This window comes from Rhodoferax sediminis (genome assembly GCF_006970865.1).
Classification (GTDB): Bacteria; Pseudomonadota; Gammaproteobacteria; order Burkholderiales; family Burkholderiaceae_C; genus Rhodoferax_A; species Rhodoferax_A sediminis.
Window position 1 is genome coordinate 791,557 of record NZ_CP035503.1, and the last position, 21,416, is coordinate 812,972.

At 64.6% G+C, this 21,416-nt stretch carries 19 protein-coding genes; 18 read left to right on the plus strand and 1 reads right to left on the minus strand.

Annotated features, from left to right (window positions below; translation table 11 throughout):
- The first annotated feature begins 182 nt into the window (after nt 1-182).
- The 12 genes from EUB48_RS03790 to EUB48_RS03845 all read left to right on the plus strand — a co-directional run bounded on the left by EUB48_RS03790 (nt 183) and on the right by EUB48_RS03845 (nt 11,459).
- Entirely contained in the window at nt 183-1,262 is a 1,080-nt protein-coding gene (locus tag EUB48_RS03790) for a pilus assembly protein PilM (RefSeq protein WP_142821077.1), read from the plus strand.
- Nucleotides 1,259-1,900 carry a PilN domain-containing protein gene (locus tag EUB48_RS03795; RefSeq protein WP_142817686.1) on the plus strand — a complete coding sequence of 214 codons (642 nt, stop codon included), beginning with the start codon at nt 1,259-1,261 and terminating at the stop codon, nt 1,898-1,900. The genes EUB48_RS03790 and EUB48_RS03795 overlap by 4 nt, the downstream gene beginning before the upstream one ends.
- A gap of 12 nt (nt 1,901-1,912) precedes the next feature.
- Complete coding sequence (locus EUB48_RS03800) at nt 1,913-2,587, plus strand: type IV pilus inner membrane component PilO (RefSeq protein ID WP_142817687.1); 675 nt, start codon at nt 1,913-1,915, stop codon at nt 2,585-2,587.
- Entirely contained in the window at nt 2,584-3,126 is a 543-nt protein-coding gene (locus EUB48_RS03805) for a pilus assembly protein PilP (RefSeq protein WP_142817688.1), read from the plus strand. The genes EUB48_RS03800 and EUB48_RS03805 overlap by 4 nt, the downstream gene beginning before the upstream one ends.
- Nucleotides 3,127-5,304, plus strand: coding sequence for a type IV pilus secretin PilQ (locus EUB48_RS03810; protein WP_142817689.1), 2,178 nt, complete (start codon nt 3,127-3,129; stop codon nt 5,302-5,304). It begins immediately after the preceding gene.
- Between the two features lie 7 nt (nt 5,305-5,311).
- Nucleotides 5,312-5,839, plus strand: a complete 528-nt coding sequence (locus tag EUB48_RS03815) for a shikimate kinase (RefSeq protein ID WP_142817690.1) — start codon at nt 5,312-5,314, stop codon at nt 5,837-5,839.
- Nucleotides 5,840-5,896: 57 nt separating this feature from the next.
- Nucleotides 5,897-7,021, plus strand: coding sequence for a 3-dehydroquinate synthase (aroB, locus tag EUB48_RS03820; RefSeq protein WP_142817691.1), 1,125 nt, complete (start codon nt 5,897-5,899; stop codon nt 7,019-7,021).
- Between the two features lie 70 nt (nt 7,022-7,091).
- Nucleotides 7,092-8,234: a deoxyguanosinetriphosphate triphosphohydrolase gene (locus EUB48_RS03825; RefSeq protein WP_420821430.1), complete on the plus strand. Its 1,143-nt coding sequence runs from the start codon at nt 7,092-7,094 to the stop codon at nt 8,232-8,234.
- Between the two features lie 55 nt (nt 8,235-8,289).
- The gene (locus tag EUB48_RS03830) at nt 8,290-9,540 is read left to right on the plus strand and encodes an MFS transporter (RefSeq protein WP_142817692.1); all 1,251 of its coding nucleotides are present in this window, start codon (nt 8,290-8,292) and stop codon (nt 9,538-9,540) included.
- A gap of 19 nt (nt 9,541-9,559) precedes the next feature.
- A complete protein-coding gene (locus EUB48_RS03835; protein ID WP_142821079.1) occupies nt 9,560-10,144 on the plus strand; it encodes a DUF1415 domain-containing protein in 585 nt (194 codons plus the stop codon).
- Complete coding sequence (locus tag EUB48_RS03840) at nt 10,141-11,037, plus strand: class I SAM-dependent methyltransferase (protein ID WP_142817693.1); 897 nt, start codon at nt 10,141-10,143, stop codon at nt 11,035-11,037. The genes EUB48_RS03835 and EUB48_RS03840 overlap by 4 nt, the downstream gene beginning before the upstream one ends.
- Before the next feature lie 134 nt (nt 11,038-11,171).
- Nucleotides 11,172-11,459: a putative quinol monooxygenase gene (locus tag EUB48_RS03845; RefSeq protein WP_142817694.1), complete on the plus strand. Its 288-nt coding sequence runs from the start codon at nt 11,172-11,174 to the stop codon at nt 11,457-11,459.
- A gap of 38 nt (nt 11,460-11,497) precedes the next feature.
- On the opposite strand, the gene EUB48_RS03850 is transcribed toward EUB48_RS03845, so the two are convergent.
- Entirely contained in the window at nt 11,498-11,926 is a 429-nt protein-coding gene (locus tag EUB48_RS03850; RefSeq protein WP_142817695.1) for a DsrE family protein, read from the minus strand.
- A gap of 97 nt (nt 11,927-12,023) precedes the next feature.
- On the opposite strand from EUB48_RS03850, the gene EUB48_RS03855 reads away from it, so the two are divergent.
- The 6 genes from EUB48_RS03855 to mlaD all read left to right on the plus strand — a co-directional run bounded on the left by EUB48_RS03855 (nt 12,024) and on the right by mlaD (nt 21,396).
- Nucleotides 12,024-12,722, plus strand: a complete 699-nt coding sequence (locus EUB48_RS03855) for an REP-associated tyrosine transposase (protein WP_142817696.1) — start codon at nt 12,024-12,026, stop codon at nt 12,720-12,722.
- Between the two features lie 180 nt (nt 12,723-12,902).
- The gene (locus EUB48_RS03860; protein ID WP_142817697.1) at nt 12,903-17,723 is read left to right on the plus strand and encodes a glutamate synthase-related protein; all 4,821 of its coding nucleotides are present in this window, start codon (nt 12,903-12,905) and stop codon (nt 17,721-17,723) included.
- Between the two features lie 20 nt (nt 17,724-17,743).
- Complete coding sequence (locus EUB48_RS03865) at nt 17,744-19,210, plus strand: glutamate synthase subunit beta (RefSeq protein ID WP_142817698.1); 1,467 nt, start codon at nt 17,744-17,746, stop codon at nt 19,208-19,210.
- Between the two features lie 64 nt (nt 19,211-19,274).
- Nucleotides 19,275-20,114 carry an ABC transporter ATP-binding protein gene (locus EUB48_RS03870; RefSeq protein ID WP_142817699.1) on the plus strand — a complete coding sequence of 280 codons (840 nt, stop codon included), beginning with the start codon at nt 19,275-19,277 and terminating at the stop codon, nt 20,112-20,114.
- Nucleotides 20,111-20,893: a lipid asymmetry maintenance ABC transporter permease subunit MlaE gene (gene mlaE, locus EUB48_RS03875; RefSeq protein WP_142817700.1), complete on the plus strand. Its 783-nt coding sequence runs from the start codon at nt 20,111-20,113 to the stop codon at nt 20,891-20,893. The genes EUB48_RS03870 and mlaE overlap by 4 nt, the downstream gene beginning before the upstream one ends.
- Nucleotides 20,894-20,907: 14 nt before the next feature.
- On the plus strand, nt 20,908-21,396 hold the full coding sequence (gene mlaD / locus EUB48_RS03880; RefSeq protein WP_142817701.1) for an outer membrane lipid asymmetry maintenance protein MlaD: 489 nt from the start codon (nt 20,908-20,910) through the stop codon (nt 21,394-21,396).
- The last annotated feature ends 20 nt before the right edge of the window (nt 21,397-21,416 follow it).

Consider the following 21,416-nt stretch of genomic DNA (forward strand, 5'->3'; position numbering starts at 1 on the left):
AAGGCCTTGTGCGCTCCAAATCCCCCGAGCAAGCGCTGCTGCGCATGAAACGTCGGCTTTTGACAACGGTTGGAAGAAGCCGATTTTGGGAATCTCTTGGTTGCACAGAGGTCTTGCTGATAGCATTCACAAGGATTCTTACGCTAGTTCAGTTGTTTTACAACTGGTTACAGGGGACTGTCTTGATCTCATTGGGATCGTTATTTAGCCGCCAGCCCGCACCCTTGCTCGGTTTGGACATCAGTTCGTCCAGCGTCAAGCTGGTCGAATTGGGCCGTGACAAGGAGGGCAATCTGGTGCTCGAGCGCTGCGCGATGGAACCGCTCGAGCGCGGCTGGATCTCCGACGGCAATGTGGAAAAGTTCGACGAGGTCGCCGAAGCGGTGCGCCGCGTCGTCAAGAAAAGCGGCACCCGCGCCAAGAACGTGGCGCTGGCCTTGCCGCCGTCCGCCGTCATCACCAAGAAAATCGTCCTGCCGGGCGGCATGTCCGAGCCGGAACTGGAGATTCAGGTTGAATCCGAAGCCAATCAGTACATTCCTTTCTCTCTCGATGAGGTCAGCCTGGACTTCTGCGTGGTCGGGCCCAGTGCCTCATCGGCTGGCGACGTCGAGGTGTTGATTGCCGCCTCGCGCAAGGAAAAGGTCCAGGACCGGCAAGGCCTAGCCGAAGCGGCCGGCCTCAAGCCCGTCATCATCGACGTCGAGTCCTACGCTTCCCGCCTCGCAACCGGGCGGCTGATCGAGAACCTGCCCAACAAGGGGCTCGATACCATCGTGGCGCTGTTCGAAGTGGGGGCCTTCACCACGAGCATGCAGGTCATCCGCAACGACGAGGTGCTGTACGACCGCGACCAGGCCTTTGGCGGCGCCCAGTTGTCGCAACTGATCGTGCGCCAGTATGGTTTTTCGCCCGAGGAGGCCGAAGCCAAAAAACGCAATGGCGATCTGCCCGATGACTATATCGATGGGGTCTTGACGCCTTTCGTGGAGAGCATGGCCCAGGAAATCGGGCGCGCGCTGCAGTTCTTCTTCACCAGCACGCCGCACAACCGGGTGGACTACATCATGCTGGCCGGCGGCTCGGCGGCCTTGCCGGGGCTGACCGAAGCCGTGACGCAACACACCTCATTTGCCTGCAGCGTGCTCAATCCCTTTGACGGCATGGAAATTGGTGACGGTGTGCGCGAGAGGAAAATGCTGCGCGAAGCGTCCTCGTACCTGACGTCGTGCGGGCTGGCGATGCGGAGGTTTCTGCAGTGATCCTGATCAACCTGCTGCCGCACCGGGAGGCGGCACGCAAGCAGCGGCGCGATGCGTTTTATGCCTCACTGGGAGCCGCCGCACTGATCGGGGGGCTGCTGTCGGGCGGAATTTATCTCTGGTACCAGGCCCAAATTTCCAGCCAGCAGAGCAAGAACAACTACCTGCAGGCCGAAAACAAGCGGCTCGACAGCCAAATCAAGGACATTGCCAGCCTGCAGACCGAGATTGCCGCGCTGCGCGCGCGCCAGCAGGCAGTGGAAGATCTGCAATCGGACCGCAACCTGCCGGTGAACCTGCTCAACGAACTTGCCAAGCAGTTGCCGGATGGCGTGTACATCACCAGCATGGTCCAGGAAAAGCAGAAAGTGACACTGAAGGGCGTGGCGCAATCCAACGAACGTGTTTCCGAACTGCTGCGCAACCTGTCCAACAGCAGCCCCTGGCTGGACCACCCCGAACTGGTGGAAATTGTGGCGGGCACGGTGGCGCTCAGTGCCAGAGACCAGCGCCGGGTATCGAATTTCACGCTGAGCGTGGCGTTGAAGCGACCCAGTGATCCTTCCAAACCTGCATCCGGTGCCAGTGCTGCTGCGCCACATCCCGCTGCGCCCGCTGCAACGCCGGCGAAGCCGTAACGGACACGCGCCATGGCCACCAAATCCAAAATCAGCCCTGACCTGTCGGCCCATCTGGCCCGGCTGCAATCGCAATTCCGCGGCCTGAATCCAAACGATCCCTCCTCATGGCCCGCCCTGCCGCGCAACCTGCTGGCGGCGGCGGTGGCGCTGCTGGTGGTTGTTATCTTGTGGTTCGTCTGGCTCAACAACTCCGACGCCGAACTGGAGGCAGATCGCGCCCAGGAAGTCACGCTGCGCGCGGATTACCAGAAAAAGGTGGCGCAGGCCGTGAATCTGGATGCCTTGAAGAAGCAGCGCGAACAGGTTCTGCAGTATGTGACGCAGCTGGAAAAGCAGCTCCCCAGCAAGGCCGAGATGGACGCCTTGTTGTCGGACATCAACCAGGCGGGCCTCGGGCGCAGCCTGCAGTTCGACCTGTTCCGTCCCGGGCAGGTCGTGGTCAGGGATTACTACGCGGAACTGCCCATCGCGGTGCGGGTGACGGGCAGTTATCACGATATCGGCGCCTTTGCCTCCGACATCGCCAACCTGTCGCGGATCGTGACCCTGAACAACCTGAGCATCGTGCCGGGGAAAGATGGCGCGCTGTCCATGGATGCCACCGCCAAGACCTTCCGCTACCTCGACCAGGATGAGATTGAAGCCCAGCGCAAGGCCGCTGCGCCCAAGGGAGCCAAGAAATGACAGTCGCGCGCATGGCTCTGGTCTGCCTGGCCACGCTGGTGCTGGCGGGCTGCGGTGCCTCCGACCACGAAGAGTTGCAGGAGTGGATGACCGCGCAGCGCAACGCCGCGCATCCCCGCATCACTCCTATTTCCGAGCCCAAGCAGTTCATTCCGCAAAGTTACACCGAAGCCGGTGTGATAGACCCCTTCAGCCTGCAAAAGCTGACCCAGGCACTTAAGCGCGAGTCCGGCCAGGGCGCCTCCAATGCAGCGCTGGTGGCCCCCGAGCTGGCGCGCCGCAAGGAGCCGCTGGAGGCGTTTCCGCTGGACGCCATGGTCATGGTCGGAAGCATGGACAAGGCGGGCAAGCCGGTGGCGCTGGTGCGGGTCGACAACCTGCTGTACCAGGTTCGCCAGGGCAACTACCTGGGGCAGAACTATGGACGGATCACCAAGATCACCGAAACAGAAGTCACTTTGCGCGAAATTGTGCAGGACGCCGCTGGCGAATGGATTGAACGCGTTGCCACGTTGCAGCTGCAAGAGAGGTCAAAATAAATGGATCACCAGAATATGACGGCATACCGGGCGTTGCGCTACATCGGGGTAGCCCTGGGGGCCGCGCTGATCTCGCTGTCCGCGTATGCGCAAAATGCGATCGAAGCCGTCACCGGCTCGATCCAGGGCGGCACCGAAGTGATCCGGATCGACTTGACGCAACCGCTGGCGGCGGTCCCCACAGGGTTCTCGATCCAGGTGCCGGCCAGAATCGCGCTCGACTTTCCGGGGGTGACGAACGGCCTGGGCCGCTCCACCGTGGACATCAACCAGGGCAACCTGAAGTCTGTCAATGTCGTGCAGGCGGGAGAGCGCACGCGGGTGGTGCTCAACCTCAAGCGGATCGCGGCCTACAAGACCGAAATTCAGGGCAAGTCGCTGCTGATCTCGCTGGAGTCGACCGCCGCTGCAGGCCCGGCCGTGGCCGCAACGTCCACTTTCGCCGAAAACGGCAATCGCGATACCCTGCCTATCAAAAACCTCGATTTCCGGCGCGGCACGGGCGACACCGGCAAGGTCGTGGTGGACCTGGCGAACGACCAGGTCGGGGTCGACATTCGCCAGCAGGGCCAGACCCTCGTGGTGGAGTTCATGAAGTCGTCGCTGCCCGAGGGGCTGCGCCGCCGGCTGGACGTGGCGGACTTCGGCACGCCGGTGCAGACCATCACCACGTTCCAGTCGGGCGACCGGGTGCGTATGGTGATCGAACCCAAAGGCGCCTGGGAGCACAGTGCCTACCAGAGCGGCAACCAGTTTGTCGTAGAAGTCCGGCCGCAAAAAATCGACCCGACCAAACTGACCCAGGGCCCCGGTTACAACGGCGAAAAGCTGTCGCTGAATTTCCAGAACATCGAAGTTCGCGCGCTGCTGCAGGTGATCGCTGATTTCACCAACTTCAACGTGGTCACCTCCGACTCGGTGACGGGCTCCTTGACGCTGCGGCTCAAGGACGTGCCGTGGGACCAAGCGCTGGACATTATTCTGCAGGCCAAGGGCCTGGGCATGCGCAAGAACGGCAACGTGCTGTGGATCGCCCCCAAGGATGAGCTCGACGCCAAGGAAAAGCGCGATCTGGAGTCGCAGGCCGCCATCCAGGGGCTGGAGCCCTTGCGGACCCAGTCGTTCCAGCTCAACTACGCCAAGGCGGTCACCATTGCCGGGCAGTTGAATGGTGTCGGGATTGCCGGAGCCGGCGGTGGCGGTGGCGGCGCGGCCGGCGGTACCGGCAGTGCGCGCATCTTGAGCCCGCGCGGCAGCGTCATTGCCGAGCCGCGTACCAACCAGCTGTTCGTATCCGACATCGCCTCCAAGCTGGATCAGGTGCAGCAACTCATCAGCAAGCTCGATATTCCGGTACGCCAGGTACTGATCGAGGCGCGCATCGTAGAGGCGACCGACACCTTCAGCAAGTCGCTGGGCGTCAGGCTGGGCGGGGGCATCATCAATGGAAGATCCTCCTTCGGCACCACACCGACGGGCAGCCCGCCTCCCGGTCTTGCCACAACGACCTACTCCGTCACGAATACCGGCGGGATCACGACGTCAACGGCAACAGCCACCAACCCGCTGTTCAACAACGGCAACTTCATCAATTTGCCGGCCACGTCGAACGACAGCAATTCACCCGGCACGTTCGCGCTGTCGCTGTTCAACTCCAGTGTTTCGCGCATGCTGAACCTGGAGATTTCAGCGTTAGAGGCCGATGGCAAGGGCAAGGTGGTGTCCAGCCCGCGCGTCGTCACGGCCGACCAGACCAAGGCCATCATCGAGCAGGGCACCCAGCTGCCCTACCAGACGGCAACCTCCAGTGGCGCCACCTCGATCGCCTTCCAGAAGGCCAACCTGTCGCTCGAAGTCACGCCGCAAATCACGCCCGAAGGCAACATCATCCTGGACCTGGATGTGAGCAACGACTCCGTGGGCCAGGCCACCTCGGCCGGTTTTGCGATCAACACCAAGCACGTCAAGACCCAGGTGCTGGTCGAGAACGGCGGCACCGTGGTGATCGGTGGTATTTACACATTGACGGAGACCAACAACACCGACAAGGTGCCGCTGCTGGGTGATATTCCGGTGGTGGGCAATCTGTTCAAGACCAATTCGCGCGTTTCCAACAAGCAGGAAATGCTGGTGTTCATCACGCCGAAAATGATCACCGACCGCAACGCGGCACGCTGACAATGCCGTGCAGGGCGTAGCGCTTGTCGGCCTTCCCGGCTCCGGCAAATCCACCGTCGGGCGGCAACTCGCCCGGCGGCTTCAGCTTCCCTTTATCGACTCTGATCCGGTGATCGAGCGCCGCTTGGGCTGCTCGATCCGTGCGTATTTCGAGCGCGAGGGCGAAGAGAGCTTCCGCGACGTGGAAGAGGCGGTGCTCGACGAGCTGACGCAGACCCACGCCGGCGTGCTGTCCACCGGCGGCGGCGCGGTGCTGCGCGCCGCCAACCGCGAGCGGCTGCGCACGCGCAGCCACGTGGTGTACCTGCACTCGGCGCCCGAGGAGGTGTTTCGCCGCCTGCGCCGCGATGTGAACCGGCCGCTGCTGCAGGTGGACGACCCCTTGAGCCGCCTGCGCGAGCTGTATGCGGTGCGCGACCCTTTGTACCGCGAAGCGTCGCACTTCGTGATCGAAACCGGGCGCCCCTCGGTGGTCACGCTGGTCAACATGATCGTGATGCAGCTGGAACTGGCCGGCATCGTTCCGCCACACTAGCGGTCGCTGCAATTCGCCACGCCGGGGCGATCGCACCGGTCGCTAAACTCGGGGTCTATGCAAGCCACCACCGTTACCGCCGCCGCGCCCCTTGCGCAGGTGCAAATCCGCCTGGGCGAGCGCAGCTACCCGATTGCGATTGGCACCGCCCTGCTGGACAACCCCGCCACCTGGTCGGCGCTGCCGCGCGCTGCTACTGCCCTGATCGTGACCAACACCACCGTTGCACCCCTGTATGCACAGCGTTTGCAAGCCGCCCTGGCGGGCCGCTATGGCGTGATCCACACCGTGGTGCTGCCCGACGGCGAGGAATTCAAGACCTGGGCCACGTTGAACCTGATTTTCGACGCGCTGCTGCAGCACGGCAGCGACCGCAAGACCGTGCTGTTCGCGCTGGGCGGCGGCGTGGTGGGCGACATGACGGGCTTTGCCGCAGCCAGCTACATGCGCGGCGTGCCCTTTGTGCAGGTGCCGACCACGCTCCTGGCGCAGGTCGACTCATCGGTCGGCGGCAAAACCGCCATCAACCACCCGCTAGGCAAGAACATGATCGGCGCGTTCTACCAGCCGCAGCTCGTCGTGTGCGACCTCGACACGCTGCAGACGTTGCCGGCGCGTGAGCTCAGCGCCGGACTGGCCGAGATCATCAAGTATGGGCCGATTGCCGACATGGCTTTTTTCGGCTGGATCGAGGCGAACCTGCCGGCGCTGCTGGCGCGCGAACCCGCAAAGCTGGCGCATGCCGTCAAGCGCAGTTGCGAGATCAAGGCGCGCGTGGTCGCTCAAGACGAGCGCGATGTGGGCCTGCGCGCCATGCTCAATTTTGGCCACACGTTTGGCCACGCCATCGAGGCGGGCCTGGGCTACGGCGCGTGGCTGCACGGCGAGGGCGTTGGCTGCGGCATGGTGATGGCGGCGACGCTGTCGCAGCGGCTCGGTCTGGTGGACGAGGCGTTCGTGCAGCGGCTGACCGCGCTGATTCGCAGCGCCGGTTTGCCCGTGCAGGGGCCGAAACTGGCGAGCACCGACAACGCGGGCCGCTATCTGGAGTTGATGCGCGTGGACAAAAAGGCCGAGGCCGGCGAGATCAGGTTCGTGGTGATTGCCGCGCCCGGCAGCGCCGCGCTGCGCAGCGCGCCCGACGCGCTGGTGCGCGCCGTGGTGGACGCCTGCTGCGCCTGATGATGCCGGCCCGCGTTCGCTATTAAAAATGGAGCTGTCTGCGAAGATGTGGAAAGGGCTAGAGGCTGATTTGACTCAAAAATTTGAGCGGCCGCCATATGCCTGCGATCCGGCCCGCTCGCGCGGGCGCCGCCACGCGGAGGCGGCCGCGCCCACGCGCACCGAATACCAGCGCGACCGCGACCGCATCGTGCACTCCACGGCGTTTCGCCGGCTGGTTTACAAGACGCAGGTGTTCCTGAACCACGAGGGCGACCTGTTCCGCACGCGGCTCACGCATTCGCTCGAAGTGGCGCAGCTGGGGCGCTCGATTGCGCGCTCGCTCGGCCTCGATGAAGACCTGGTCGAGGCGATCGCGCTGGCGCACGACCTCGGCCACACGCCGTTCGGCCACGCCGGGCAGGACGCGCTGAACGACTGCATGGTGGATCACGGCGGCTTTGAGCACAACCTGCAAAGCCTGCGCGTGGTCGATCAACTCGAGGAGCGCTACCCGGCCTTCGACGGACTCAACCTGACGTTCGAGACGCGCGAGGGCATCCTCAAGCATTGTTCGCGCGCGAATGCGCAGCGGCTCGAGGCGCAAGAGCCGGGCGGCGTCGCGCGGCGCTTCCTGGAACACACCCAGCCCAGCCTGGAGGCGCAGCTGTGCAACCTGGCCGACGAGATCGCCTACAACGCGCACGACATCGACGACGGCGTGCGCTCGGGCTTGATCACGCTCGAGCAGTTGCAGGAGGTTGCGCTGTTCGACGGCTACCGTGTGCAAACGCTGCGCGAATACCCGCAGCTGCAGGGCCGGCGCCTGCTGTACGAGGCCATCCGGCGCATGCTGAGCGCGCAGGTCTACGACGTGATCGATGCCGCGCGCGCGGCGCTGCAGGTGGCGCACCCGCACAGCGTGGACGAGGTGCGGCTGGATGCGCCGCTGGTACGTTTTGGCGACGTCATGCGGCAGAGCTCGGCCGCGCTCAAGCGTTTTCTGTTTCAAAACCTTTACCGGCATCCGCAGGTGGTCGAGACCACCGCGAAGGCGCAGGAAGTGGTGCGCGAGCTGTTTGCCGCGTACTGCGCGGATCCCGCGCAAATGCAGGCCGACTTTGCGGCACGGCGGGACCCGTTCCGCTCGGTGTCGGATTACATCGCCGGCATGACCGACCGCTTTGCCGCGCACGAGCATGAGCGGTTGACCGGCCGCAAGCTGTTTGCATGAGCCGCCGGGCCGCTCCCAAGGCGAATACCGCAGCGCGTCGCGCGGAGGTTTCCGAATGAGCCAACGGAAGGGCATCGACCCGGCGCTCATCGTCATTCTGGCGGGGGTGAGCGCGGCGCTGCACGTGGGCAAGCTGCCGCCCGCCATTCCGGTGCTGCGCGATGCGCTCGGCGTCACGCTGGTGCAGGCGGGTTTCTTGCTCTCGCTGGTGCAACTGGCCGGCATGACTTTGGGGCTGGCGGTGGGGCTCGCGGCCGACGGCCTGGGGCTCAAGCGCAGCATGGTGGCCGGGCTGCTGGTGCTGTCGGCGGCCGGTGCGCTGGGCGGCTGGGCGCACGACGCCTCCGCCTTGCTGGGGCTGCGCGCCATCGAGGGCTTTGGCTTTCTGCTCGCGACCGTGCCCGCGCCCAGCCTGATCCGCCTGCTGGTGGCGCCGCGGCGCCTGCCCGTCATGCTGGGCCTGTGGGGCACCTACATGCCGTTCGGCGCCGCCGTGGCGCTGCTGCTCGGGCCGGTGTTCATTGGCGCGACGAGCTGGCAGGCCTGGTGGTGGCTGCTGGCGGGCACGTCGTTTGCCATGACGCTGTGGCTGGCGTGGGCCGTGCCGGCGGACCGGCATCGCCGCGCACCCGCCGGACACGGTTCTGCTGCCCATGCGGGGCAACAACATGGCTGGCCACAGCGCCTGCGCCAGACGCTCACGGCGCGCGGCCCCTGGCTGGTGGCGCTCAGTTTTGCCGTGTATTCGGGGCAGTGGCTGGCCGTGATCGGATTTTTACCCTCCATCTACGCGCAGGCCGGGTTCTCGGGCGCCGCCACCGGCGCGCTCACGGCGCTGGCGGCGGCGATCAACATGGTGGGCAATATTGCCTCGGGCCGGCTGTTGCAGCGCGGCGTGCGCCCACGCGTGCTGCTGTATGCCGGCTTCGTCACCATGGGGCTGGGCACGGTGGCTGCCTTTGCGGAGCTGCACGGCAGCGGCCTGCCACCGCTGTTGCGCTACGCGGCGGTGCTGCTGTTCTCGATGATCGGCGGCGTGATTCCGGGCACGCTGTTCTCGCTCGCGGTCAAGCTCGCGCCGAGCGAACGCACCGTCTCCACCACGGTCGGCTGGATGCAGCAGTGGTCGTCCTTCGGCCAGTTTGTCGGGCCGCCACTGGTCGCCTTGGTCGCCAGCCGCGTCGGCGGCTGGCAATGGACCTGGGCCGTCACGGGCGCCTGTTCGCTGCTGGGCCTGGCGCTGGCGCGGCAGATCGGGCGGCTGGTCCAATCCCTGGAACCCTCCTTCCTGCAACCGGAGCGTTGACATGGACGATCACAAACCAATGACGCCACAGGACTTGCCCACCTTTCACGCCACCGTGCAGCAGGGCATGCGCCGCTGGCTGGAGCGCGCCGTGATTGGCCTGAACCTGTGCCCGTTTGCCAAGGCGGTGCATGTGAAGGGGCAGGTTCATTACGTAGTGAGCGCGGCGCGCGACCCACAGGCGTTGCTGGTCGATCTGGAATTTGAGCTAAAAGACCTTGTAGCCCAGGACCCACAAGCGCGGGATACTACGCTTTTGATAGCGCCGCATGCCTTGCAGCAGTTTGCCGACTTCAACGATTTTCTGGCCGAGGCGGACGCGGCCCTGCTCCGGCTCGAACTCGATGGCATCGTCCAGATCGCCAGTTTTCACCCGCAGTACCGGTTTGCCGGCACCGACGTGGACGACATCACCAACTTCACGAACCGTGCGCCATACCCCACGCTGCACCTGCTGCGCGAAGACAGCGTGGACCGCGCCGTGGCCGCGTTTCCCGAGGCCGGGCAGATTTACGAGGCCAATATGCAAACGCTCGAAAAACTGGGCCACGCGGGCTGGGACGCGCTGGACGTCGGGCCCACGCGTGGCAAGATCAAGCCATGAAGCCTCCCAAAATTGCGCCCGCTGGTGCTATGTCCGCCATTGCGCCCGAAATCCGCCCTGGCCAGTCGCTCGAACTGCTCAAGGAGCTGCACATCCTCACGCGCGAGGGCAAACTCAACCAGGACTCGCGGCGCAAGCTCAAGCAGGTCTACCACCTGTACCAGTTCATCGAGAAGCTGCTGCTGGAGCTGCCTGCGTCGGACGCGGGCATCACGCTGGCCGACCACGGCGCCGGCAAATCGTACCTGGGCTTCATCCTCTACGACCTGTTTTTCAAGACGCTCGCGCTAGGGCAAATCTACGGCATCGAGACCCGGCCCGAGCTGGTGCAAAAGTCGCGAGAACTGGCCGCACGGCTGGGCTTCGGGCGCATGCATTTCCTGAACCTCAGCGTTGCCGAGTCGGCCGAGTCCGCCGAGCTGCCGGAGCGGATCGACGTGGTCACGGCGCTGCATGCCTGCGACACCGCGACCGACGACGCGATCGCCTTCGGCCTGCAAAAGCACGCGCAGTTCATGGTGCTGGTGCCGTGCTGCCAGGCCGAAGTGGCGAGCTGCCTGCGCCAGAACAAGGCGCTCGCGCTGGCGCGCACGCCGCTGGCCGAACTCTGGCGCCACCCGCTGCACACGCGCGAACTCGGCAGCCAGATCACCAATGTGCTGCGCTGCCTGTACCTGGAGGCCAGCGGCTACCAGGTCACGGTGACCGAGCTGGTGGGCTGGGAGCACAGCCTGAAGAACGAGCTCATCATCGCGCGCTACACCGGCCAGAAAAAGCGCAGCGCCGCCGAGCGGCTGCGCGCGGTGCTGGAAGAGTTTGGTCTGACGGCCTTGCTGGAGACCCGGTTCAAACAGTCGTCCACCGGATCGGAGGCCGCAACAGCGGGGTCATAATGCCGCTAAACCCTTGATTCACGGGCACAGTCAGCTATTTAATTTATAGCGCCTGGCGTCACGGTGCAGCTTGCCAGCCGAGGGCAGCCTGTCTACACTGGGCCGCACCATTCATCCCCGCAGGAGACACCCGCATGATCCACATTCTCGCCAAAATCACGGCCCAACCGCAGGCGGCCGCGGCGGTGCGCGACGCCCTCGTGGAGCTCGTTGGCCATTCGCGCAAGGAGGCGGGTTGCGTGTCTTACGCGCTGTATCAGCGTGGCGACGACCCGGCCCAGTTCCAGACCGTCGAGGAATGGCGCGATGCGGCCGCGGCCGATGCGCACATGACGACCCCGCATATCGGCGCCGCCTTGGCAAAGGTCGGCTCGCTGCTGGCAGCGCCGCCCGAGATCGTGCGCTTCGACAAGCTCGCCTGAGTCTGCCCCGCTTGCCGAACGCCCGGGCTCAAGGCCGCTCAAGGCTTGATGTAGGCGTAATGCTCACGGTACTGCAGCTGGCCGATCAGCACCACGCCGGAGGGCGTGAAATCCGCATCCAGGATGAACTGGTCCTTCTTGAGGCCGCGGTTCTTGAGCGTGATCTCGCAGACCTCGAAAGTCACGCCCCGGGCCCGCAGTGCGCTGACCAGCGCGGCGTAGTCGATGTTCGGATTCTTTTTGTCGCGCGCACCCTCCATCAGGAAATCGACGCCCTCGGCATGCGTCACAACGACGATCTTCGTGTCAGGGGCGACGTCGAGGTGGTTGCGGATATTGCGTAGCGCCCTGGTGGCTTGCGCCTGGGCGTCGTCGATGTGGTAGACCACCTTGTCTTGCGCCAGCGCGACACTGCAAAGCAGGACACTGGCGAGCAGCGCGGCAAAAAATCGGGCAATACGGCGCATGAAAATCTCCCCCATCTGGTGGCCGCCATGGTAGCGTTTTTTAATGGGGGTCAGATTCCAATTATGATGGCGCGGATCGCATCCCATCATCATCGTCATGGCCCGCCTTCCCCGTCTCACCATTCCCGGCTACCCGCATCATGTGATCCAGCGCGGCAACAACCGCCAGGCCATTTTTGCGTCTGCAGGCGACTACCAGATGCTGCTGGACCTGCTGCAGGACAACGCGCGCAAGTTCGGCGTCGCGCTGCATTCGTACGTGCTGATGACGAATCACTTCCATCTGCTGGCCACGCCCGAGTCGGCCGACGCACTGCCGCAGATGATGCAGGCCGTGGGGCGGCGTTATGTGCGTTATTTCAACGATGCGCAAGGGCGCAGCGGCACACTGTGGGAGGGGCGCTACCGATCCACCCTGATCCAGACCGAGCGCTACCTGCTGGCGTGCATGGTGTATATCGACCTCAATCCGGTGCGCGCGGGGCTGGTGGCCGAGGCGCGCGATTATCCCTGGTCCAGTCACGCCCACAACGTGGGGTTGCGTGCCGACCGGCTGATCACGCCGCATCCGCTGTACTGGGCGCTGGGCAACACGCCATTCGCGCGCGAGGCGGCGTATGCCGAGCTGGTGCGCGCGGGTGTCGATGCGAAGCAGCAGGCTGCGTTGACGGAGTCGGCCTTGCGCGGCTGGGCACTGGGCGAGCCCGACTTCGTGGCTGATCTGCAAAGGCGCACTCGGCGGCGCGTGAGCAAGGCGCAGGCCGGGCGGCCGGTGAGCAAGCCGGATTCTCCCTGAGAAATGCACCTGGCCATTATTTCATCAGCATATATTGCTATTAATTTTGATTTGTCCCTATTTATTGATTGAATTGGTCGTTAGGTAGTTAATTGGAATCTGACCCCAATTATTTTTCTTGGAATTATTGCTGCGCTGCACTAAACTCGGTTTCTTTGCGAAACACTGAAGGAGCGCGCCATGACAACGGCTGCCGAGATTGAGCATCTCCAACAACACGGTTTGTATTCATCCAGCCACGAGCACGACTCGTGCGGCGTCGGCTTCGTGGCGCACATCAAGGGTCACAAGTCGCACGAGATTGTCAAGAGTGCGCTCCAGATCCTGGAAAACCTCGATCACCGCGGCGCCGTCGGTGCCGACAAGCTGATGGGCGACGGCGCGGGCATCCTGATCCAGCTGCCCGATGCGCTGTACCGCGAAGAGATGGCCCGGCAGGGCGTGGTGCTGCCGCCGCCCGGCGAATACGGCGTGGGCATGATCTTCCTGCCCAAGGAGAACGCCTCCCGGCTGGCCTGCGTGCAGGAGATGGAGCGCGCGATCAAGGCCGAGGGCCAGGTGCTGCTGGGCTGGCGCGACGTGCCGGTGAACCGCGAGATGCCGATGTCGCCGACCGTGCGCGCCAAGGAGCCGGTGCTGCGTCAGGTGTTCATCGGCCGCGGCAACGACGTGATCGTGCAGGACGCGCTCGAGCGCAAGCTCTACGTGATTCGCAAGACGGCCAGCGCGCACATCCAGAACCTCAAGCTCAAGCACAGCAAAGAGTATTACGTGCCCAGCATGTCCAGCCGCACGGTCATCTACAAGGGCCTGTTGCTGGCGGGTCAAGTCGGTACCTACTATCTGGATCTGCAGGACCCGCGCTGCGTTTCGGCCCTGGGCCTGGTGCACCAGCGCTTTTCCACCAACACCTTCCCCGAGTGGCCGCTGGCGCACCCGTACCGCTACGTGGCGCACAACGGCGAGATCAACACCGTCAAGGGCAACTACAACTGGATGAAGGCGCGCGAGGGCGTGATGAGCTCGCCGGTGCTCGGCGCCGACCTGCAAAAGCTGTACCCCATCACCTTCCCGGGCCAGTCGGACACCGCCACCTTCGACAACTGCCTGGAGCTGCTGACCATGGCCGGCTATCCGATCAGCCAGGCCGTGATGATGATGATCCCCGAGCCGTGGGAGCAGCACACCACCATGGACGAGCGCCGCCGCGCCTTCTACGAGTACCACGCCGCCATGCTGGAGCCGTGGGACGGGCCGGCTTCCATCGTGTTCACCGACGGCCGCCAGATCGGCGCCACGCTGGACCGCAACGGCCTGCGCCCCGCGCGCTACTGCGTGACCGATGACGACCTGGTGATCATGGCGTCCGAGTCAGGCGTGCTGCCGGTGCCCGAGAACAGGATCGTGCGCAAATGGCGGCTGCAGCCCGGCAAGATGTTCCTGATCGACCTCGAGCAGGGCCGCATGATCGACGACGAGGAGATCAAGGCCACGCTGGCCAACAGCAAGCCCTACAAGCAGTGGATCGAGAACCTGCGCATCCGGCTCGACGACGTGCAGGACAACTCGATCCTGACCGAGCCGACCGATGGCACGCGCATGGGTTCGGACGAGGACAGCACCACCATGTCGTCCAGCTCGGGCCTGATGGAGTCGCCTGCGCTGCTCGATCGCCAGCAGGCGTTTGGCTACACGCAGGAAGACATCAAGTTCCTGATGTCGCCGATGGCCGTGAACGGCGAGGAGGGCACCGGCTCGATGGGCAACGACAGCCCGCTGGCCGTCCTCTCGGGCAAGAACAAGGTGCTGTACAACTACTTCAAGCAGCTGTTTGCGCAGGTGACGAACCCGCCGATCGACCCGATCCGCGAAGCCATCGTGATGTCGCTGGTGTCCTTCATCGGCCCCAAGCCGAACCTGCTGGACATCAACCAGGTGAATCCGCCGATGCGGCTGGAAGTCGCCCAGCCGGTGCTGAACAGCGCCGACATGCAAAAGCTGCGTGACATCGACGCGCACACGCAGGGCAAGTTCAAGAGCTACACGCTCGATGTCACCTACCCGCTGGCCTGGGGTCATGAGGGCGTGGAGGCCAAGCTGGCCTCGCTGTGCGCGGAGAGCGTGGACGCGATCAAGGGCGGCAAGAACATCCTGATCATCAGCGACCGCGCCGTAAGCAGCACGCAGATCGCCATTCCGGCGCTGCTGGCGCTCTCGGCCATTCACCAGCACCTGGTCAAGACCGGCCTGCGCACCACCGCCGGCCTGGTGGTGGAGACCGGTTCGGCGCGCGAGGTGCATCACTTTGCCGTGCTGGCGGGCTACGGCGCGGAAGCCGTGCATCCCTACCTGGCGATGGAAACGCTGGCCAGCATGGCGCAAGGCCTGCCGGGCGAACTGAGCGCCGACAAGGCGGTCTACAACTACGTCAAGGCGATCGGCAAGGGCCTGTCCAAGATCATGTCCAAGATGGGCGTGTCCACCTACATGAGCTACTGCGGCGCGCAGCTGTTCGAGGCCATCGGCCTGAACAGCGACGTGATCGACAAGTACTTCACCGGCACCTCCAGTCGCGTCGAGGGCATCGGTGTGTTCGAGATCGCGCAGGAGGCCATCCGCATGCACAAGGCCGCCTTCAGCGACGACCCGGTGCTCGCCAACATGCTGGACGCTGGTGGCGAGTACGCCTGGCGCACGCGCGGCGAGGAGCACATGTGGACGCCCGACGTGATTGCCAAGCTGCAGCACAGCACGCGTGCCAACAACTGGACCACCTACAAGGAGTATGCGCAACTGGTGAACGACCAGTCGCGCCGCCACATGACGCTGCGCGGCCTGTTCGAGTTCCGGATCGATCCCACTCGCGCCATTCCCGTGGAAGAGGTCGAGCCCGCGAAGGAAATCGTCAAGCGCTTCGCCACCGGCGCCATGTCGCTCGGCTCGATTTCGACCGAGGCCCACGCCACGCTGGCCGTCGCGATGAACCGCATCGGCGGCAAGAGCAACACCGGCGAGGGCGGCGAAGATCCGGCGCGCTACCGCCAGGAGCTCAAGGGCATCCCGATCCAGCAGGGCCAGACGCTGGGCGATATCGTGGGCACCGACGTGACCGAGGCCGAATACACGCTGAACGCCGGCGACTCGCTGCGCTCGCGCATCAAGCAGATCGCCTCGGGCCGCTTCGGCGTGACGGCGGAGTATCTGTCCTCGGCCGACCAGATCCAGATCAAGATGGCGCAGGGCGCCAAGCCCGGCGAGGGTGGCCAGTTGCCCGGCGGCAAGGTGTCCGAGTACATCGGCCGGCTGCGCCACAGCGTGCCCGGCGTCGGCCTGATCTCCCCGCCGCCGCACCACGACATCTATTCGATCGAAGACCTCGCGCAGCTGATTCACGACCTGAAGAACGTGGCGCCGCATGCCAGCGTCAGCGTCAAGCTGGTGTCCGAGGTAGGGGTCGGCACCGTGGCGGCCGGCGTGGCCAAGTGCAAGAGCGACCACGTGGTGATCGCCGGCCATGATGGCGGCACCGGTGCCTCGCCCTGGTCGTCCATCAAGCACGCGGGCAGCCCGTGGGAAATCGGTCTGGCCGAAACCCAGCAGACGCTGGTGCTGAACCGCCTGCGCGGGCGCATCCGCGTGCAGGCCGATGGCCAGATGAAGACCGGCCGCGACGTCGCCATTGGCGCGCTGCTCGGCGCCGACGAGTTCGGCTTCGCCACCGCGCCGCTGGTGGTCGAGGGCTGCATCATGATGCGCAAGTGCCACCTCAACACCTGCCCGGTGGGAGTGGCCACGCAGGACCCGACCTTGCGCAAGAAGTTCACGGGCAAGCCCGAGCACGTGGTCAACTACTTCTTCTTCATTGCCGAGGAAGTGCGCCAGATCATGGCGCAGCTCGGCATCCGCAAGTTCGACGACCTGATCGGCCGCGTCGACCTGCTCGACACCAAGAAGGGGATCGAACACTGGAAGGCCGCCGGCCTCGATTTCCACCGCCTGTTTGCCCAGCCCGAAGTGCCGGCCGACGTGCCGCGCCACCACGTTGAGGCGCAGGACCACGGGCTGGAGAAGTCGCTCGACAACCTGCTGATCGAGAAGTCGAAGGCCGCCATCGAGCGCGGCGAGAAGGTCAAGTTCATCGAGGTGGCGCGCAACGTGAACCGCTCGCTTGGCGCCATGCTCTCGGGCGCGCTGACCAAGGTGCGCCCCGAAGGCCTGCCCGACGACACCATCCGCATCCAGCTGGAGGGCACGGGCGGGCAGTCGTTCGGCGCGTTCCTGGCCCGGGGCATCACGCTGTACCTGATTGGCGATGCCAACGACTACACCGGCAAGGGCCTGTCGGGCGGGCGCATCGTGGTGCGCCCGAGCATCGATTTCCGCGGCGCGGCCACGCAAAACACCATCGTCGGCAACACCGTGATGTATGGCGCGACCACGGGCGAGGCCTTCTTCAGCGGCGTGGCCGGGGAGCGCTTTGCAGTGCGCCTGTCGGGCGCCACCACGGTGGTGGAAGGCACGGGCGACCACGGCTGCGAATACATGACCGGCGGCACCGTGGCGGTGCTGGGCAAGACCGGGCGCAACTTTGCCGCCGGCATGAGCGGCGGCGTGGCCTATGTGTATGACGAAGACGGCCAGTTCGCCAAACGCTGCAACCCGGCCATGGTGTCGCTGGACAAGGTGCTGACCGCGGCCGAGCAGCAGGCCGGCGTGGACGCGGCGCTGTGGCACCGGGGGCAGCTTGATGAGGTGCAGCTGAAGGCATTGCTGGAGGACCACAACCGCTGGACCGGCAGCAAGCGCGCACGCGAACTGCTGGACGACTGGGCGCACGCGCGCACGAAATTCGTCAAGGTGTTCCCGAACGAATACAAGCGTGCGCTGTCGGAAATCGCGGCACGCGCCGCGCAGGCTCGGCTTGATGCATCAAAATCGGTTGAAACCCATACCAAACCTTCACAGTCAGCTATTAAAAAAGAAGCAATCGCAGCCAAATAAGAATCGACAGGACAGGAATCATGGGAAAAATCACCGGCTTTATGGAATTCGGGCGCATCGAGGAGGGCTACAAGCCCGTTGCCGAGCGCGTCAAGAACTACAAGGAGTTCGTCATCGGACTCGATGACGCACATTCAAGGATCCAGGCCGCGCGCTGCATGGATTGCGGCACGCCGTTTTGCAGCAGCGGCTGCCCCGTCAACAACATCATTCCCGACTTCAACGACCTGGTGTACCGGGGCGACTGGAAGAACGCGTTCGCGGTGCTCGATTCGACCAACAACTTTCCCGAGTTCACGGGCCGCATCTGCCCGGCGCCGTGCGAGGCGGCCTGTGTGCTCAACATCAATGACGACGCGGTGGGCATCAAGTCGATCGAGCACGCCATCATCGACCGCGCCTGGGCCGAGGGCTGGGTCGTGCCGCGCGTGGCCGTGCACAAGACCGGCAAAAAAGTGGCGGTGGTCGGCTCCGGCCCGGCGGGCCTGGCGGCGGCGCAGCAACTCGCGCGTGCCGGCCACGACGTGACACTGTTCGAGAAGAACGACCGCATCGGCGGCCTGCTGCGCTACGGCATTCCCGACTTCAAGATGGAGAAAAAGCACATCGACCGGCGCATCGGGCAGATGCAAAAGGAAGGCGTCACGTTTCGCACCGGCGTGATGATCGGGCAGTTGCCGAAAGACTCGAAGGTCATCAACTGGGCCACGGCAACCATCACGCCCGAGCAGTTGCAAAAGGACTTTGATGCGGTGATGTTGACGGGCGGTGCCGAGCAGTCGCGCGACCTGCCGGTGCCGGGGCGCGACCTCGATGGCATTCATTTCGCGATGGAATTCCTGCCGCAGCAAAACAAGGTCAACGCGGGGGACAAGGTCAAGGGCCAGATTTCCGCTGCCGGCAAGCACGTCATCGTGATCGGCGGCGGCGACACCGGTTCCGACTGCGTCGGCACCAGCAACCGCCACGGGGCCGCGAGCGTGACGCAGTTCGAACTGCTGCCGCAGCCGCCGATCGAGGAAAACCGGCCCATGACCTGGCCCTACTGGCCGATCAAGCTGCGCACCTCCTCCTCGCACCAGGAGGGCTGCGAGCGCGAATTCGCCATCTCCACCAAGGCCTTGGTCGGGGACAAGGGCAAGGTCACGGGGCTGACCACGGTGCGCGTCGAATGGAAGGACGGCAAGATGCTGGAAGTGCCCGGCTCCGAGCAGACCTTGAGGGCCGATCTGGTGCTGCTGGCCATGGGGTTCACCGCGCCGGTGGGCAGCATCCTGGAGGGCTTCGGCGTGGAAAAAGACGCCAGGGGCAATGCCAGGGCCGGCACGGAAGCGGTCGGCGGCTACGCCACCAACGTCCCCGGCGTGTTTGCGGCAGGCGACATGCGCCGCGGCCAGAGCCTGGTCGTGTGGGCGATTCGCGAGGGCCGGCAGGCCGCGCGCGCCGTGGATGAATTTCTGATGGGGTTTAGCGAGCTGCCACGCTGAAATTCGCTTATGGGTGTTATCCCTTATCATGCAAAAGCCGGGGTGAATCCGGCTTTTGTGTTTTATGACTGCACCCAACCCTGAATCCCTCATCGACATCCGCGGCCTGACCTTTGGTTATGGCGAGCGCGTGATTCTGGACGACATCTCGCTGACCATTGCGCGCGGCAAGGTCACGGCGCTGATGGGCGCCTCGGGCGGCGGCAAGACCACGGTGCTGCGCCTGATCGGCGGCCAGTACCGGGCACAGCGCGGCGAGTTGCTGCTCAATGGTCAGGACGTCGGCAAGATGGACCGGGCGGCGCTGTACGCCGCGCGCCGGCGCATGGGCATGCTGTTCCAGTTTGGCGCGCTGTTCACCGATTCGAACGTGTTCGACAACGTCGCCTTCCCGCTGCGCGAGCACACCGACCTGCCCGAGGTCCTGATCCGCGACATCGTGCTGATGAAACTCAATGCGGTGGGCCTGCGCGGCGCGCGCGACCTGATGCCCGCAGAGGTGTCCGGCGGCATGGCGCGCCGCGTGGCGCTGGCCCGCGCGATTGCGCTCGACCCCGAACTGGTGATGTACGACGAGCCGTTCTCGGGGCTCGACCCGATTTCGCTCGGCACGGCAGCGCGCCTGATCCGCCAGCTCAACGACACCATGGGGCTCACTAGCATTGTGGTGTCGCACGATCTGGACGAGACCTTTCGCATCGCCGATCAGGTCATCATCCTGGCCAACGGCAAGATCGCCGCGCAGGGCACGCCCGACGAGGTGCGCCGCAGCCAGGACCCGCTGGTGCACCAGTTCGTGAATGCGCTGCCCGACGGCCCCGTGCATTTCCATTATCCCGGCCCGTCCATCGCGCAGGATTTTGGCGACGGCCCCGGCGGCGCCTCGCAGGGAGCACGGCGATGAGCTGGTACAAGCCGTCCGATGTGGGGTTCGCGGTGCGCAGCAAGCTCGCCGACATCGGCCGCGCCGCGCGCCTGTTTGTGCGCCTGCTGTCCCTGGCCGGACCGAGCTTTCGGCGCTTCGGGCTGATTCGCGACCAGATCCATTTTCTGGGCAACTACTCGCTGGCCATCATCACCGTGTCGGGCCTGTTCGTCGGCTTCGTGCTCGCGCTGCAGGGCTACTACACGCTGCAGCGCTACGGCTCGTCGGACGCGCTGGGCCTGCTGGTCGCGCTTGGCCTGGTGCGCGAGCTCGGGCCGGTCATCACCGCCTTGCTGTTTGCCGGGCGTGCCGGCACCTCGCTCACGGCGGGCATCGGCCTGATGAAGGCGGGCGAGCAGCTCTCGGCCATGGAGATGATGGCGGTGGACCCGGTCAGCCGCATCCTGGCGCCGCGTTTCTGGGGCGGCGTGATTGCCATGCCGGTGCTGGCGGCGGTGTTCAGCGCGGTCGGCATCATTGGCGGCTGGGTTGTCGGGGTGCTGATGATCGGCGTCGATTCAGGTTCGTTCTGGAGCCAGATGCAGGGCGGTGTGGATGTCTGGGCCGACGTGGGCAATGGCGTGCTCAAAAGCATCGTGTTCGGCTTTACCGTGACCTTCATTGCGCTCTTGCAGGGGTTCGAGGCGCAGCCGACGCCCGAGGGAGTTTCGCGCGCCACCACGCGTACGGTGGTGGTGGCGTCTTTGGCGGTCCTGGGTCTGGACTTCGTTCTGACCGCGCTGATGTTCAGTATTTGATTGGGAAGGATGCCATGCAACGCTCCAAAAGTGATTTATGGGTCGGATTGTTCGTCTTGATCGGCGCCGCGGCGCTGCTGTTTCTGGCGCTGCAATCGGCCAACCTGCTGTCGCTGAATTTTCAGTCCACTTACCGGCTGAGCGCGAAATTCGACAATATCGGCGGCCTCAAGCCCAAGGCGGCCGTGAAGAGCGCGGGTGTGGTCGTCGGCCGCGTCGAATCGATTACGTTTGATGACAAGTCTTATCAGGCACGTGTCACGCTGTCCATGGACAGCGGCTACGCTTTCCCCAAGGACAGCTCGCTGAAAATCCTCACCAGCGGCCTGCTGGGTGAGCAATACATCGGCATCGAAGCCGGTGCCGACGCCAAAATGCTGGCCGCCGGCGATACCATTACCAGTACCCAGTCGGCCGTGGTGCTGGAAAATCTGATCAGCCAGTTTTTGTACAGCAAGGCGGCCGAAGGGCCTTCTTCCCCGGGGGCAGCCAATAAAAAATGAATGCGTGTGAGTACCCGTCG

Excerpts from the sequence above, each read along its gene's own strand:
- EUB48_RS03855 (WP_142817696.1), top strand. The coding sequence starts at position 12,024 with ATGGCCCGCCTTCCCCGTCTCACCATTCCCGGCTACCCGCATCATGTG.
- mlaE (WP_142817700.1), top strand. The coding sequence starts at position 20,111 with ATGAGCTGGTACAAGCCGTCCGATGTGGGGTTCGCGGTGCGCAGCAAG.
- EUB48_RS03870 (WP_142817699.1), top strand. The coding sequence starts at position 19,275 with ATGACTGCACCCAACCCTGAATCCCTCATCGACATCCGCGGCCTGACC.
- EUB48_RS03810 (WP_142817689.1), top strand. The coding sequence starts at position 3,127 with ATGGATCACCAGAATATGACGGCATACCGGGCGTTGCGCTACATCGGG.
- EUB48_RS03830 (WP_142817692.1), top strand. The coding sequence starts at position 8,290 with ATGAGCCAACGGAAGGGCATCGACCCGGCGCTCATCGTCATTCTGGCG.
- EUB48_RS03835 (WP_142821079.1), top strand. The coding sequence starts at position 9,560 with ATGACGCCACAGGACTTGCCCACCTTTCACGCCACCGTGCAGCAGGGC.
- EUB48_RS03840 (WP_142817693.1), top strand. The coding sequence starts at position 10,141 with ATGAAGCCTCCCAAAATTGCGCCCGCTGGTGCTATGTCCGCCATTGCG.
- EUB48_RS03850 (WP_142817695.1), bottom strand. The coding sequence starts at position 11,926 with ATGCGCCGTATTGCCCGATTTTTTGCCGCGCTGCTCGCCAGTGTCCTG.
- EUB48_RS03805 (WP_142817688.1), top strand. The coding sequence starts at position 2,584 with ATGACAGTCGCGCGCATGGCTCTGGTCTGCCTGGCCACGCTGGTGCTG.
- EUB48_RS03845 (WP_142817694.1), top strand. The coding sequence starts at position 11,172 with ATGATCCACATTCTCGCCAAAATCACGGCCCAACCGCAGGCGGCCGCG.
- EUB48_RS03800 (WP_142817687.1), top strand. The coding sequence starts at position 1,913 with ATGGCCACCAAATCCAAAATCAGCCCTGACCTGTCGGCCCATCTGGCC.
- aroB (WP_142817691.1), top strand. The coding sequence starts at position 5,897 with ATGCAAGCCACCACCGTTACCGCCGCCGCGCCCCTTGCGCAGGTGCAA.
- mlaD (WP_142817701.1), top strand. The coding sequence starts at position 20,908 with ATGCAACGCTCCAAAAGTGATTTATGGGTCGGATTGTTCGTCTTGATC.
- EUB48_RS03860 (WP_142817697.1), top strand. The coding sequence starts at position 12,903 with ATGACAACGGCTGCCGAGATTGAGCATCTCCAACAACACGGTTTGTAT.
- EUB48_RS03865 (WP_142817698.1), top strand. The coding sequence starts at position 17,744 with ATGGGAAAAATCACCGGCTTTATGGAATTCGGGCGCATCGAGGAGGGC.